The 14,047-nt window shown below is 67.4% G+C and carries 11 protein-coding genes; 7 read left to right on the forward strand and 4 right to left on the reverse strand.

Annotation, left to right across the window (positions count from 1 at the left end):
* Positions 1-115 precede the first annotated feature (115 nt).
* Positions 116-844 carry an IS30 family transposase gene (locus tag LZD57_RS17840; protein ID WP_233720843.1) on the forward strand — a complete coding sequence of 243 codons (729 nt, stop codon included), beginning with the start codon at positions 116-118 and terminating at the stop codon, positions 842-844.
* Between the two features lie 1,003 nt (positions 845-1,847).
* Here the strand turns inward: LZD57_RS17840 and LZD57_RS17845 are convergent.
* Both LZD57_RS17845 and recQ read right to left on the reverse strand, forming a co-directional pair.
* On the reverse strand, positions 1,848-2,642 hold the full coding sequence (locus LZD57_RS17845) for an SDR family NAD(P)-dependent oxidoreductase (RefSeq protein ID WP_233720844.1): 795 nt from the start codon (positions 2,640-2,642) through the stop codon (positions 1,848-1,850).
* A 328-nt stretch (positions 2,643-2,970) separates the two neighbouring features.
* Positions 2,971-4,776, reverse strand: a complete 1,806-nt coding sequence (recQ, locus tag LZD57_RS17850) for a DNA helicase RecQ (RefSeq protein ID WP_233720845.1) — start codon at positions 4,774-4,776, stop codon at positions 2,971-2,973.
* 258 nt (positions 4,777-5,034) lie between these two features.
* Here recQ and LZD57_RS17855 point away from each other — a divergent pair, with 258 nt between their 5' ends.
* From LZD57_RS17855 to LZD57_RS17870, 4 genes are all read left to right on the forward strand, one after another.
* Positions 5,035-6,171: an acyl-CoA dehydrogenase family protein gene (locus tag LZD57_RS17855; protein ID WP_233720846.1), complete on the forward strand. Its 1,137-nt coding sequence runs from the start codon at positions 5,035-5,037 to the stop codon at positions 6,169-6,171.
* A gap of 197 nt (positions 6,172-6,368) precedes the next feature.
* Positions 6,369-7,805, forward strand: coding sequence for a ChaN family lipoprotein (locus LZD57_RS17860; protein ID WP_233720847.1), 1,437 nt, complete (start codon positions 6,369-6,371; stop codon positions 7,803-7,805).
* Positions 7,806-8,117: 312 nt separating this feature from the next.
* A complete protein-coding gene (dapD, locus tag LZD57_RS17865) occupies positions 8,118-8,972 on the forward strand; it encodes a 2,3,4,5-tetrahydropyridine-2,6-dicarboxylate N-succinyltransferase (protein ID WP_233720848.1) in 855 nt (284 codons plus the stop codon).
* A 151-nt stretch (positions 8,973-9,123) separates the two neighbouring features.
* Positions 9,124-9,912: a phosphodiester glycosidase family protein gene (locus tag LZD57_RS17870; protein WP_233720849.1), complete on the forward strand. Its 789-nt coding sequence runs from the start codon at positions 9,124-9,126 to the stop codon at positions 9,910-9,912.
* Between the two features lie 148 nt (positions 9,913-10,060).
* On the opposite strand, the gene LZD57_RS17875 is transcribed toward LZD57_RS17870, so the two are convergent.
* Positions 10,061-11,107 carry a lytic transglycosylase domain-containing protein gene (locus LZD57_RS17875; RefSeq protein ID WP_233720850.1) on the reverse strand — a complete coding sequence of 349 codons (1,047 nt, stop codon included), beginning with the start codon at positions 11,105-11,107 and terminating at the stop codon, positions 10,061-10,063.
* A gap of 200 nt (positions 11,108-11,307) precedes the next feature.
* Here LZD57_RS17875 and dapE point away from each other — a divergent pair, with 200 nt between their 5' ends.
* Together dapE and LZD57_RS17885 are read left to right on the forward strand one after the other, a co-directional pair.
* Positions 11,308-12,516 (forward strand): succinyl-diaminopimelate desuccinylase, encoded by a 1,209-nt coding sequence (gene dapE, locus LZD57_RS17880; RefSeq protein ID WP_233720994.1) that lies wholly within the window; start codon positions 11,308-11,310, stop codon positions 12,514-12,516.
* 4 nt (positions 12,517-12,520) lie between these two features.
* Positions 12,521-13,111, forward strand: a complete 591-nt coding sequence (locus LZD57_RS17885; protein WP_233720851.1) for a hypothetical protein — start codon at positions 12,521-12,523, stop codon at positions 13,109-13,111.
* Between the two features lie 48 nt (positions 13,112-13,159).
* Here LZD57_RS17885 and LZD57_RS17890 read toward each other — a convergent pair whose 3' ends face one another.
* On the reverse strand, positions 13,160-14,038 hold the full coding sequence (locus tag LZD57_RS17890) for an aldo/keto reductase family oxidoreductase (protein WP_233720852.1): 879 nt from the start codon (positions 14,036-14,038) through the stop codon (positions 13,160-13,162).
* Between the last annotated feature and the right edge of the window lie 9 nt (positions 14,039-14,047).

Raw genomic sequence — 14,047 nt, forward strand, 5'->3', positions numbered from 1 at the left:
CCGAGGCTCCATTCCGGTTCTTCCCTTTGCCAAGGAGAACCGAATGCAGACCACAACGGACGATAGGATCATCGCCGAGCTGATGGAATAGCTGATCGAGACCGGTCCAGACGGCATGGCAGCCACTTTCGCCGCGATGCTCAATCTGGCCATGCGGATCGAACGCGAGCGCCATCTTGGCGCCCGCGCCTATGAGCGCGCACCCGAGTGGACCGGCTATGCCAACGGGACCAGGCCGAAGACGATCGACACGCCTGCCGGCAGGCTGTCCCTCAAGCTCCCCAAGAGCCGCGGCGGCAACCTCGTGCGTCGGCGCAGGACCTGGCGCCCGATGAAGGCGCGGACCTCTCGCGACACGATCAAGGATCGTCGTTCCATTCACGATCGCCCGGCCGAGATCGAGGATCGTCGCCAGGCAGGCCATTGGGAGGCCGATCTCGTCATCTGCCGGAAAGCCCGGCCAGTTCTCGTCCTCCACGAGCGAAAGACGAGGGTAACGCTCGCAACGCGCCTCACCGGGAAGACCGCGGCCGAGACGATTGCCGCGATGACCGCGGTCTTCCGCCACCTCGCGCCCGGTCTGCGATCCTTAATCACCTTCGACAATAATACGGCTTTCGCCCGCCAGGGGCTGCTGGGCGATCTCTTCAGCATGACGACATGGTTCTGCGACGCCTGTGCCTCCTGGCAGAAGGGTGGCGTCGAGAACGCCAATGGCCGATTGCGACGATGGATCCTGAGATCCCTCGATCTCGACATCATCTCGGATGCCGACCTGCAGGACGCTGTAATCACCCTGAACACGACACCGCGCAAATGCCTCGGCTTCGTTACGCCACTTTAGGCACTCCTCAAGGAGCTTGGCAAAGACGTCCGGATCTGCTTCTCATGAAACTGTTGCGCTTCGCGATGGAATCCACCGGCAGTTCCATAACAGCCTATGCCGCTTGAAACAATTGACTCATTCTTCAAATCTTTAAATCGGCTCGGTATTTCGGAGCTCTTGTCTAGCGAAGATGGCCTTTGCAAAATCGCAGTGGCAAATGTGAGCAACAGCTTGCCGATGGGTACAAAATGGTGGTACACGGAGATGACTGGTTGACGATTGCGGGTCTATATATATCAATGATTTAATGGTCAATTCTGGCGAATCCCTTCCTCTCCGCCACGTCAGATTACCTCGCGAAATCAACCTTTTTCGATAATCCGAAATAGGCTGTTGAACGCGGTTTCGCACACGTGTTCCGGGTGGGTGGGCTCGTCGTGGCAGGGGGCGCTCAGGGGAGGCGCAGCCTGAATCGTTGAAGAGCACGGGCGCCCGGCGACCGTCGGCGCTCGGGTCTCGACAGAGACGGCGGGACCGAGAAACGCCGAGAGCCGTCCGGCACTCGATCAGCTCGCCTGTGAGGACTATGCCCCTTGAATGCGGCAACGCCGATCGTCGCGGCGAGGGCGTTCAGGGCCCCCGGGTCGTTCTGGGGGAGGCGTGGCTTCGGGGTCGCCGGCGGTTGCGGCGCGCCGATCCGGTGCTCGGCTAAGAGATCCGTGGCGTCGCGGGTCCCGAAGGTCCGGCGTGGCGCTCGCAGCGTGAGCCGATGAAGTCGTGGCCGTCGCCGAAAAGCGCGAGGGCGGCGTCGAAGGCGCGAAAATATCGACCGCCGGCAGCCACGTGTCCCGCTCGCGGCGGTTGAAAGCCGCCGAATGACGCGACGCCGGCGGTTGAGGAGCACATCTCGCCCGGTCGCCTCGGCAACGGGACGCGTGCCCGGTCCAACCCCGCTTCCCGGCCGGTGAGGGCGCCCCGGCGCTGCAAGGTCTCGTGCCAGACTGTCGGGGGCGAGGAAGGATCAACCGCCCCGACCCGTCTCCGGTTCGGCCATCCGGCGGTGCATCTGTGCCAGAACGGCATCCGGAATGAGGCCGGAGAAGGTCGACTGGACCTTGTTCATGAAGCCGCTGGCGACCTGCCGTCTGCCCTTCTGCATCGCCTCGTAGCCGGTCTTGGCGACCGCCGCAGGGTCGTCTTTGGAATCGTCCCGACCGATGGAGGTATCGTCCATCTGGGCGCGATGGAAGAACTCCGTGGCGGTCGGCCCCGGCTCAAGGCAGGTGACCGTGACGCCGGTCTCCTTCAGTTCGTCGGCGAGCGCTTCGGAAAAGGAGTCGAGGAACGCCTTGGTGCCGTTGTAGACCGCCTGGAACGAGCCGGGAATGAAGCCGGCGATCGAGCCGGTGATCAGGATGCGGCCGGTATCGCGATCACGCATCTGCCGGCCGACCTTGTGGATCAGCGAGAGGGTGCCGGTGACGTTGACGTCGACGACATCCTTCGCCTCGCCGAAATCCTGTTCGAGGAAAGCCCCGCCGAGACCGCGGCCGGCATTGGCCATCAAAACGTCGACCCGGCGGCCCTCTAGGACCTGCCATAGCGCCGCCACGCCGTGTTCGGTGCCGAGGTCGGCCTTGACCGCCTGGACCCGCGTCCCGATCCGGCCGAGTTTCCGCCCGGCTTCCTCGATCTCGGCTTCGTCCGCGACGACGACGAGCTCGTAGCCGTCCTCTGCGGCGAGTTTGGCGAGTTCGAAGCCGATGCCGCTGGAGGCGCCGGTCACGACCGCGAGTTCTCCTTCATGGGCTGCCATTGTCCAAACTCCTGGCTCGAGTGCGATCGAAGCAATGCGGCGGACGCCGCCGACGATGGATCAACCGGAACCGGCCGGATTCGTTCGGATCGAAGGGATGGGGAAATGCCTAGGTCGGAAGGAGCCGGAGCGAACGGCAAGGCGTTCGAGCCGGCCGTGACCGCGATGGACGCTTCGATCCCGTCCCAGATGGGCATCCGGTTCCCGTGAGGTCGGGGATCGGAGAAGACGCCCGATGGGGTGGTCGATCGCGCGCCGGGGTTCGTCGGGCTTCGCAATCCGCCGAGGCGACGGGGCTTGGGATGCCGCCGTCGAACGACGTGAGCGGTCACTCCGCGTGTTTGGCGATGACCGAGAGGAAGGCCGGGCCGTAACGGTCGAGCTTGGCTTCGCCGACGCCGGGGATGTCGGCCATCTCGCTCCGCGAGCCGGGGCGCGCCGCCGCCAGTTCGATCAGCGTCTTGTCGTGGAAGATCACATAGGGCGGCACGTTCTGCAGACGGGCGATCTCCATGCGCTTCTGGCGCAGCGACTGGAACAGGGCGCGGTCCGCCTCGGGGACGGCGGATTGCTGCGGAGAGCTGCCCGCGACCTTGCCGCGCCGGGCACGGCGGGGCGGCGGCACGCGGAGCATCAGGTCGGGTTTGTCGCGCAGGAACTCGCGGCCGGCGGGCGCGATCGAAAGCCCGCCATGTCCGGCGTGGTCGACCTCGACGAGGCGCAGCGCGATCAGCTGGCGCAGGATCGCCCGCCACAGGCGGCCGTCGTGCTCGGTGCCGATGCCGAAGGTGGAGATCTTGTCGTGGCCGAACTGGGCGATGCGGTCGTTCTCGACGCCGAGGAGAACGTCGACGACATAGGCCTGGCCGAAGCGCTCGCCTGTCCGGTAGATGCAGGAGAGGGCCTTCTGCGCCGCGATCGTGCCGTCGAAGAGCTGCGGCGGCTCCAGGCAGGTGTCGCAATTGCCGCAGGGCTCGCAGTGGTCGCCGAAATAGGACAGCAGCACCTGCCGCCGGCAGCCTGCCGTCTCGGCGAGCCCCAGGAGCGAGTCGAGCTTCTGGCGCTCCGTGCGCTTGCGCTGTTCGGGCGCGTCGGATTCCTCGATGAAGCGGCTTCTGAGCGCGATGTCCTCATGGCCGTAGAGCATCAGCGTGTCGGAGGGCAGGCCGTCGCGACCGGCGCGGCCCGTCTCCTGGTAATAGGCCTCGAGGCTGCCCGGCAGGTCGAGATGGGCGACGAAGCGCACGTCCGGTTTGTCGATGCCCATGCCGAAGGCGATGGTGGCGACCATGACGACCGCCTCGCCATGCTGGAAGCGCAGCTGGTTCGCCTCCTTCTCCGCCTTGTCCATGCCGGCGTGATAGGCGAGCGCATCGTAACCCTCGGCGCGCAGCCAGGCGGCGGTCTCGTCGGTCTTGCGCTTGGAGAGGCAGTAGACGATGCCGCTCTCGCCCTCGTGGCGCCGCAAGAACTCCTTGAGCTGGGCGCGAGGATTGTCCTTTTCCGCGATGGCATAGCGGATGTTGGGGCGGTCGAAACCGGCGATGAAGGCATCGGCCTCGGCGATGCCGAGATGCGCCAGGATCTCGCCCCGCGTCGGCGCGTCGGCCGTCGCGGTCAGCGCCATGCGCGGCGTCGTCGGAAACGCGCGGGCGAGGATGTCGAGCTGGCGGTAGGAGGGGCGGAAATCATGGCCCCACTGGGACAGACAATGGGCCTCGTCGATGGCGATCAGCGACAGTCGCGCCCGGCCGAGCCGCTCGAGGACGCCGCCGCGCAGCAGCGTCTCCGGCGCGACGTAGAGGAGGTCGAGCCCGCCGGTCTCGATCGCCTCCCACAAGTCCCGCCGCTCCTCCGGCGGCAGGTCGGAATTGAGCGCCGCCGCCTTCACGCCGGCCTGCCGCAGGGCCGAAACCTGATCGGCCATCAGCGCCAGGAGCGGGGAGACGATCAGCCCCATGCCGGGCCGGGCGATGGCGGGGATCTGGTAGCAGAGCGACTTCCCGCCGCCCGTCGGCATCAGGACGAAGGCGTTGTTGCCGGCGATCAGGTGCTCGACGATGCGCGCCTGCGGCCCGCGGAACGCATCATAGCCGTAGACGGTCTTCAGGATTTCGAGGGCTTTGGCGGACATCGGGTTTCGCATCGGGAATCACGGGAGCGCCCTCCATATCAGCTACCGCCCGGCGTCGATCAATGGCCGCGATGTCGGCAAGTCGCCCCGGCCACTCCGGCAAGACCCTCAGACCGTCCCGACCGTCTGCTTGAATTTCTCGCGCCCACGCCGTCTGATGGCGGCGATCGTCGCGACGCAGCGAGGGACGAGGTGCAGATGCGGGCCTCGCATCCCGAGGCGAAAAAAAGCGGCGGCATGACAGGGAGGCAGCAGGTCATGGATTTTTCGCTCACCGAGGAGCAGGAGCAGATCTTCCAGATGGCGCGGGACTTCGCCGCCGAGAAGATGGCGCCCCACGCGGCCACGTGGGAAGAGGAGAAGCGCCTGCCGCGCGAGGTGCTGAACGAACTGGCGGCGCTCGGCATGGCGGCGATCAACGTTCGCGACGACCACGGCTCGGGCCTGTCGCGTCTCGACACGGTGCTGATCTTCGAGGCGCTGTCCTATGGCGACCCGTCGGTCTCGGCGTTCCTGTCGATCCACAACATGGTCGCCTGGATGGTCGACGGTTTCGGGTCCGACGGGCAGCGGGCCGAATGGCTGCCGAAGCTTGCTTCGATGCAGGCTGTCGCCAGCTACTGCCTGACCGAGCCCGGCGCGGGCTCGGACGCGGCCGCCCTTCGCACCAGCGCGAGACGAGATGGCGACGGCTACGTCCTCAACGGCACCAAGAGCTTCATCTCGGGTGCCGGCTTTTCCGATCTCTATCTCGTCATGGCGCGAACGGGCGAGGCCGGACCGAAGGGCATTTCCGCCTTTCTTGTCGAAAAGGGGACTCCCGGCCTCTCCTTCGGCGCACAGGAGAAGAAGATGGGCTGGATCGCCCAGCCGACTGCGGAGGTGCGGCTCGAGGACTGCCGGATCGCGGGCGGGAACCGCCTCGGCGAGGAGGGCAGCGGCTTCGTCTATGCCATGATGGGGCTCGACGGCGGCCGCTTGAGCATCTCCGCCTGCGCTCTCGGCGCGGCTCAGGCGGCGCTCGACAAGTCGGTCGCCTTCATGCGGGACCGGCAGGCCTTCGGAAAGTCGCTGACCGAGTTCCAGGCGCTGCAGTTCCGCCTCGCCGACATGGAGACCGAGCTGTCCGCCGCCCGGATCTTCCTGCGCCAGGCCGCCTGGAAGCTCGACCGGAAGGCGCCGGACGCGACGAAGTTCTGCGCCATGGCCAAGCGCTTCGTCACCGACGCGAGCTTTTCGGTCGCCAACATGGCCTTGCAGCTGCACGGCGGATACGGCTACCTCTCGGACTACGGCATCGAAAAGATCGTCCGCGATCTCCGGGTGCATCAGATTCTCGAGGGCACCAACGAGATCATGCGGACGATCGTGGCGAAGGCGCTTCTGGCGAAATGAGCGTGCCGCGCGCCTGCCGTTTCCGCCGAGCGAACGGCCGGACGTTTCGAAACGACGAGGACGAGCGATAAATTTCGCCCCGGTGGCGATTCTGCAATAGTTTTGCCACATGCTGGCGCAATTCGTAACGCTTCGCGACGCAGCGGCCGCAAGGGGAATGGGGCTGCTGCGAAAGCCGAGCTTGGGGGTCGTTCGACTTGAAACGCCAATACTGGATCGTTCCGTCGCTGGCAGCCGTCCTGGGTGGGATCGGCTACGGGGTTGCGCAGAACCTGCCGCCCCGCGATGCGGCCGATCTTCGCTCGTCCGTGCAGACGGCGCCGGCACCCGTGCCGGCCGCATCGGCGGACGAAGACTTTACGCCGCCGACGCTGTCGGACCGGGTTTCGCTCGGCTATCGCCGCAAGGGCGACGAGAATTTCGCCGAGGTGAGGGTGTCGACGGTCGAACCTTTCGTCGACGGCGTCGACCGGCGGCTTGTCGCCTCGGTGGCCGACGGCGCGGTTCCGCCGGTCGCCGCCGCCAGTGCCGCGCTGGCGCCCACGGCGTCCCGCAATCCGGGCTCGAACGGCGCGACGGCCTTTCTGACGAAGGTCGCTGCGGCCGGGGACGCCGCCGCTGCCGCCGACATGAACGCGGCGGAGACGGCCGATGCGATCTCTCCCGCCTTCGAGGCGACACCGCTGTCCAGCCGGCTTCTCGACGCCGACGAGCCGGCCTGGCAATCGCGCTTCTTCGCCGACAACCCGCTCGTCGGCGGCATTTTCCAGGGGGATGGCAACCGGGCGGACGCCGCGTCCCTGATCGGCGCCGCCAGGACGGCCCGCTACGTTCTTCTCGGCGAGACGCACGACAACCCGGATCATCACCGGCTGCAGAGCGACATCGTCGCCGATCTCGCCGACGCGACGGCGGATCTGTCGCTGGTATTCGAGATGATCCCGCCGCGGCTCGGCAGCGCCGTTTCGGCCTTCGGCACGCCGCGCGCCGGCGCCATCGACATGGATTCGCTGGCGGACCGGCTCGAATGGTCGGCAAGGGGCTGGCCGGATTTCTCCATGTACCGTCCGATGTTCGAAACGGCCAGGCGCGAGGGTCTCGCGGTCTTTCCCGGCAATCTCGACCGGGACGTCGTCAGCTCGATCGCCCAGAGCGGCATTTCGGCGCTTTCGCCCGAGATGCGGACGAGACTGTCGCTCGACGCGCCCGCCGATCCCGAGATCGTTGCCGATCTGACGGAAGAAGTTCGCAGCGCCCATTGCGGCCTGATGCCCGAGGGGGCGCTGGCGACCATGGCGGATGCCCAGCGCGCCCGCGACGGCGCGATGGCTGCGGCGATGATCGACGCCGCGCAATCGGGCGACAAGGCGGTTCTGATCGCCGGCTCCGGCCATGTCCGCGACGACCGGGGCGTGCCCTCGATCCTGCAGCGGACCGATCCCGAGGCCGAGACGATCTCCGTGCGGATGCTGGAAGTCGACGGCAAGGACGGCGACCCCGCCGATTACGGGCTCAAGGCCGAGATGCCGGCGCCCTACGACTTCACCATCTTCACCCCCCGCGCCGATCGCGACGATCCCTGCGAGGCGCTCCGCGCTCGCATGGAGAAAAAGGCGGGTACGGTCGCGAACTAGGCCATCGAGCCATCGACCGCCCGCCCATCTTCTTACGTGGTTCTCGCGACGGCGAAGAATCGCGGTCGGGACCGGGTTCCTTCGCTGCCTTCGAACGCGCCTCACCGCTACCCCGCGACAGAGCCGGCTCTGCGTTTTCGGGCTTCCATCGGTCCGAACCCCAGGGCCGCGCCTCCAAAAGCGCCTCGTTCGGCATTCGATTGACCTTGCAGAGCCCGGCAACTAGGGTCCGCGGCGATCCGGACGGCGGCGTTTTCGAGCGCCGACGGTTCCGAATATTCCCGACCTTTGACTGATCAAGGAGCCATGCCGATGACCGGGCAGGACCGCGCCGCCCTCGAACTGACGATCGAACGCGCCTTCGACGAGCGGGACGAGGTTTCCCCGACGACGACCGGCGAGGTGCGCGAGGCCGTCGATGCGGCGCTGGAGCTGCTCGACAGCGGCGAGGCGCGGGTGGCGAGCCGCGAGGCGGACGGTTCCTGGACGGTCCATCAGTGGCTGAAGAAGGCGGTGCTCCTGTCCTTCCGGCTCAACGACATGACGGTGATCGAAGGCGGGCCGGGCGGCGCCACCTGGTGGGACAAGGTGCCGTCGAAATTCGAGGGCTGGGGCGAGAACCGCTTCCGCGAGGCCGGGCTCCGGGCCGTGCCGAACGCCATCGTCCGCCGTTCCGCCCATATCGGCAAGGGCGTCGTCCTGATGCCGTCCTTCGTCAATCTCGGCGCCCGTGTCGACGAGGGCACGATGGTCGACACCTGGGCGACGGTCGGCTCCTGCGCGCAGATCGGCAAGAACGTCCACCTTTCCGGCGGCGTCGGCATCGGCGGCGTGCTGGAGCCGATGCAGGCCGGCCCGACGATCATCGAGGACAACTGCTTCATCGGCGCCCGCTCGGAGGTCGTCGAAGGCTGCATCGTCCGCGAGGGCTCGGTGCTCGGCATGGGCGTCTTCATCGGCCAGTCCACCAAGATCGTCGACCGCACCACCGGCGAAGTCCGCTACGGCGAAGTGCCGCCCTATTCGGTGGTCGTCGCCGGCACCATGCCCGGCAAGCCGATGGACAACGGCGCGCCGGGACCGAGCCTCTATTGCGCCGTCATCGTCAAGCGCGTCGACGAGAAGACGCGGTCGAAGACCTCGATCAACGAGTTGCTGCGGAGCTGATATTGCCGAGATCCTTGTCTCCTGCAGTCATGGTCGAGCCCGCAAGTCTGCCCAGCATCGTCGTTGGCGTGCCTCTGTCCGTCTTGATGATTTGTGGGCCCGGCTTCGTCAAATCGAAACATCATGTCGATCAGACGGAACCTGTCGCAGGATGACGGCTCGGCGGTTCAGATCTCCCAAGCTCTGTTCGATTGTCGCTCTTCCCCTCACCGCCGCCGCCGGCCTGCTCGGCTGGCTAACCTCCGTTCCCGCTCTGCCGAGCGCCCATGCCGGCCTCTGCCGCACCGAGACCGCGGCCGGCGTGGAATACATCGTCTGCGACGTCGCCCTCGACCGCTACGACCTCGCGCTGCGGGCGGTCGATAAGGAGGGCAGGCCCTACGAGACCTTCGAGGCGGCGAAGGCTTCGTTGCCCGGCCGTGAAGTCGCGCTGATCGTGAATGCCGGCATGTATCACGAGGATCGCCGGCCGGTCGGGCTGGCGGTACAGGACGGCAGGGAGCTGCACGGCGCGGTTCTCGGCACCGGCTCGGGCAATTATTCGCTGCGGCCGAACGGCGTCTTCTTCGTCGAGAACGGCCGGGCGGGGGTGATGGAATCGACCCGTTATCTGGACGGCGGGCACGATCCCGACCTCGCGACGCAGTCCGGCCCGATGCTCGTCGTCGACGGCAGGCTGCATCCGCGCTTCATCGAGAACTCCGACAGCCGGCACGTGCGCAACGGCGTCTGCGCGAGCGAGGACGGGCGGGTCGTCACCCTCGTCCTCTCGCGGTCGCCGGTGAATTTCTGGGATTTCGGCACGTTCTTCAAGGACGGGCTCGGCTGCAGGAACGCGCTGTTCTTCGACGGCACGGTGTCGAGCCTTTATTATCCGTCCGGCGGCATCGACTATCGCCGCGATCGGCTGGGACCGATGCTGGTCGTCACCGAGCAGTGACCGGCCATTGCCGGGACCGCGGCTCGCGATTCCGCCAACCTGTGAGCTGGTTCGAAAAGCATGACCGGCCGACAGCCTGGACGGCGGGTCTCCGTTCTCGACCGCCAACCGACGCGGCCTTTCGCGCGTCACCCGGTGGAAGGTTCGATCAGTCGGCGACCGAGGGGCGCAGGGCAGGTGCCGGGACGCTCGCATCGTCGTCGCCGAAGCGGGCGGCGAGATTGGCGTCCCGGGCTGTTTCTGCGTCCGTCTCGGCTTCCGGCGTCGTCTTCGCGCCCGCAACGCGGCCGCCGCGTGCGGCAGCCGCTTCGGACTTGGCCGCCATCTCGCGCATCGTTTTCGGGACGGCGTCGCCCGGGGTCGGGCGGTCGGCCCGCTGCGGGGCGAAGGCGACCGCCTCGACGATGGCGTCGGAGGCTTCGCGCCGCGGCTCGGCACTTCGTCTCGTCTCGAGCTTCGCCGTCTCGATGGTCGCCGGCACCGCGCGGCCGGGCGCGCGCCGGCTGAGGTCGAGTTCGGCCATGTGGGCCTTGACCTTCGAGCAGTAGCTGCGGGCCGCGGCGGTCATCCGGGTCGTGCGGTGGCCGCCCTTGTACTTCATCGCCGTGCCGCAGACGTCGTGGCCGCTCTGCTCCCAGGCGCCCTTCAGATATTTCATCCCGTAGGTGAGGTTGGTGTCGGCATCGAGGAGATCGCTCGCCGAGCCGGAAAAGCCGAGGCTGCGGGCCGTCGCCGGCTTGATCTGCGACAGGCCGTAGACGCCGCGGCCGCGGGCCCGCGGATTGTAGCGGCTTTCGACCCGCACGACGGCGAAGGCGAGGGCGGGTGGGATGCCGTTCTCCTCGGCGTGCGCGACGATCATCCTGTCGATCGCGGCGCTGCCGGAAATCGTCCCCGTTTCGGCCATCTGAGCGGCCTCGCGCCGGGCGATCGCCCGGTCGGCCTTCTCGACGCCCTTGGACGAGACGGCCACTGCAGCGATGGCCTGGCCGTCATCATCGCCATCCTGCGGAGCGGAAGCGTCCTCCTTGCCCGCAAAGGCGACGCCGAGCGGCGAACCGCCGGGGCCGTCGGCGATGCAGCCGGAAACCACCAGGAGACCGGCCAGGGCGGCGAGCGATGCCCCCCGCTGCAGCCAGGGCGAGCGCGTCCCGCGATCGGCCCTCGAACCTTTCCGCCCAATCAGCACAGACATCCCCGCTCGAAGTTTCCCCGTCTGCCGATCTCCCGCCCGATCGCGGCGCAATCGTGGCGCTCAGATGGCGGCTGCCTTACTTTCTTAACGAATCCTCACCGACCCGGCCGACTGTGGCGGGCCGGCATCAGATCGGCTATCTCCGCGCCATGACCGAAGCACAGCATCCTCGCCCCGAGCCTGCGGCGCTCGCCGCCACGATCGACCCGACCGACCCGGCCGCAGTATTGGCCGGCCTCATCCGTTGCCCCTCCGTGACGCCGCGGGACGGCGGCGCGCTGGCGCTACTCGAAGCGCTGTTGGCGGGGCAGGACTTCGCCGTCGATCGACCGGTGTTCTCCGAGGCGGGGACGGAGCCGGTCGAAAACCTCTTCGCAAGGCTGGGCGAGGCCGGGCCGCATCTGGTCTTTGCCGGGCACACCGACGTGGTGCCGCCGGGCGACGTTGCCGACTGGAGCCAGGATCCGTTCGCCGCCGCGATCGTCGGCGGCGAGATGATCGGCAGAGGTGCGGTCGACATGAAAGGCGGGATCGCCGCGTTCCTCGCCGCCGTCGCCAGACATCTGCGCAAGCATGGCGCCCCCCGCGGGCGGCTGTCCTTCCTGATCACCGGCGACGAGGAGGGGCCGGCGGTCAACGGCACGCAGAAGCTGCTCGACTGGGCGAGGGCGCGGGGCGAGCGCTTCGACGCCTGCCTCGTCGGCGAGCCGACCAATCCCGATGCGCTCGGCGACATGATCAAGATCGGCCGGCGCGGCTCGCTGTCCGGCGAGGTGCGGGTGGCGGGCGTCCAGGGCCACGTCGCCTATCCGCATCTCGCCGACAATCCGGTCCGCTCCGCCGTCCAGATCGCCGAAGCGCTGATGGCGACGCCCCTCGACGGGGGAACCGGGGTCTTCCAGCCCTCCAATCTCGAAATCACCGCGATCGAGACCGGCAACGCCTCCGTCAACGTCATCGGCGCCCGCTGCTCGATCTTCTTCAACGTCCGCTTCAACGATCTGTGGACCGTCGATGGCCTGAAGGCCGAGCTCGCCGAACGGGTTGCCGCAGGCGCGGCCTCCGCGCATCTGCGCCCGGGCCGGGAGGCCGCCGGCTATGACCTCGTCTGGCGCGAGCGGCCGTCCGAAGCCTTCTCGACCGGCGGCGGGACGGGCACGAAGGGGGCGGCCCTGACCGAGGCGCTGGTCGCCGCGATCACCGAAAAGACCGGCCGCCGGCCGCAGCTTTCCACCTCTGGCGGAACGTCGGATGCACGATTCATCAAGGATCATTGCCCGGTGATCGAATTCGGGCTTGTCGGAAAGACCATGCACATGTCCAATGAGCGGGTGGCATTGTCCGACCTCGAAGGACTGACGGAAATCTATGAAGCCTTCATCGCCCGCTGGTTCGCCGCCAACGCCTGACCTGATGCCGAGCCTCGACGACGTCGTACGGTTCTTCAACGGCGCCTTCCTGTTGATGGCGGGGAAAGCCGAGGGCCTGAAGCGGCTGGATCTGTCGGCGGACGGCTTCTGGCAGTCCTTTGCCGCCGTCATCGTCGCTTTGCCGCCGCTCGCCCTGTCCTGGCTCGCCTACGAGCTCGGCGGCCATCGTGTCCTCGCGGACGAGCGGAGCGGCATCGTCGTCTATGGCGCCCACGCCTTCGCCGACGTCCTCGCCTGGCTCCTGCCGGTGCTGATCCTGATGCTCGCGGCCAAACGCATCGGCTACTCGAAGAAGATCGTGCCCCTGGTCGTCGCCACCAACTGGGGCGGCGCGCTGCTCGCCTGGGCCGTGACGCCCTACTGGCTGATCGTCATCCTCTTCGGCGCCAGCGAGGTGACGGCCTTTGCCGGGCTGCTCGTCACCATCGCCACGGTCACCCTCACCATGCGCCTGATCTATTTCGCGCTCGCCAAGGACTTCGCCGCCGCCGTCGCCATCACCGTGATGATGATCATCGCCTCGCTGTTGAGCTACGGCGCGGTGATGGACGTGACGGGGGTGCCGCTGGTGTGAGGGCCGACCGACTCCGGTCGGCGTCACCCGCTTGCGCAGATTTCGACGCTAGCCCGCGTCAGCCGTCCCGATGCGATCGAGTTCGGCGATCGCCTCGGCTGGCAGTGCGAGATCGGCCGCAGCGAGATTCTCCCGCAGATGCTCGACCGACGACGTTCCCGGGATGAGCAGGATGTTCGGCGAGCGTTGCAGCAGCCAGGCGAGCGCCACCTGCATCGGCGTCCGCCCGAGCTTCGCCGCAACGGCCGAAAGCGTTTCCGACTGCAGCGGCGAAAAACCGCCGAGCGGGAAGAACGGCACATAGGCGATGCCGTCTTTCGCCAGATCGTCGATCAGCGCGTCGTCGCTGCGATGGGCGATGTTGTACTGGTTCTGGACGCAGACGATGTCGGCAATGCCCCGGCCCTCGGCGATCTGCGTCGGGGTGACGTTGGACAGGCCGATATGCTTCACCAGACCGGCGCGCTGCAGCTCCGCGAGGGCGGTCATCGGCGCCTCGATCGAGCCCTCGGCGGGGCCGTGGACGTCGAACATGATCCTGAGGTTGACGACGTCCATCGCATCGAGACCGAGATTTCTCAGGTTGTCCTCGACGGCCCCTCGCAGCTCGGCGGGCGAGTTGGCGAGCTCCCAGGATCCTTCCGGCCCGCGCTTCGCGCCGATCTTGGTCACGATGGTCAGGTCGTCCGGGTAGGGGGCGAGCGCCTCTCGGATGATCTGGTTGGTGACGTGGGGACCGTAGAAGTCGCTGGTGTCGATGTGATCCACGCCGGCCTCGACCGCTGCGCGCAGGACGGCGATGGCGCCCGCGCGATCCTTCGGCGGGCCGAAGACGCCCGGTCCGGCGAGCTGCATCGCGCCATAGCCCATGCGCTTCACGGTCCTGTCACCGAGCTGGAAGGTTCCTGCTTTGGAAAGGTCGGTCATTACTGAACT

Origin of the sequence: Jiella avicenniae (assembly GCF_021390325.1) — a bacterium.
GTDB classification, from domain to species: Bacteria; Pseudomonadota; Alphaproteobacteria; order Rhizobiales; family Rhizobiaceae; genus Jiella; species Jiella avicenniae.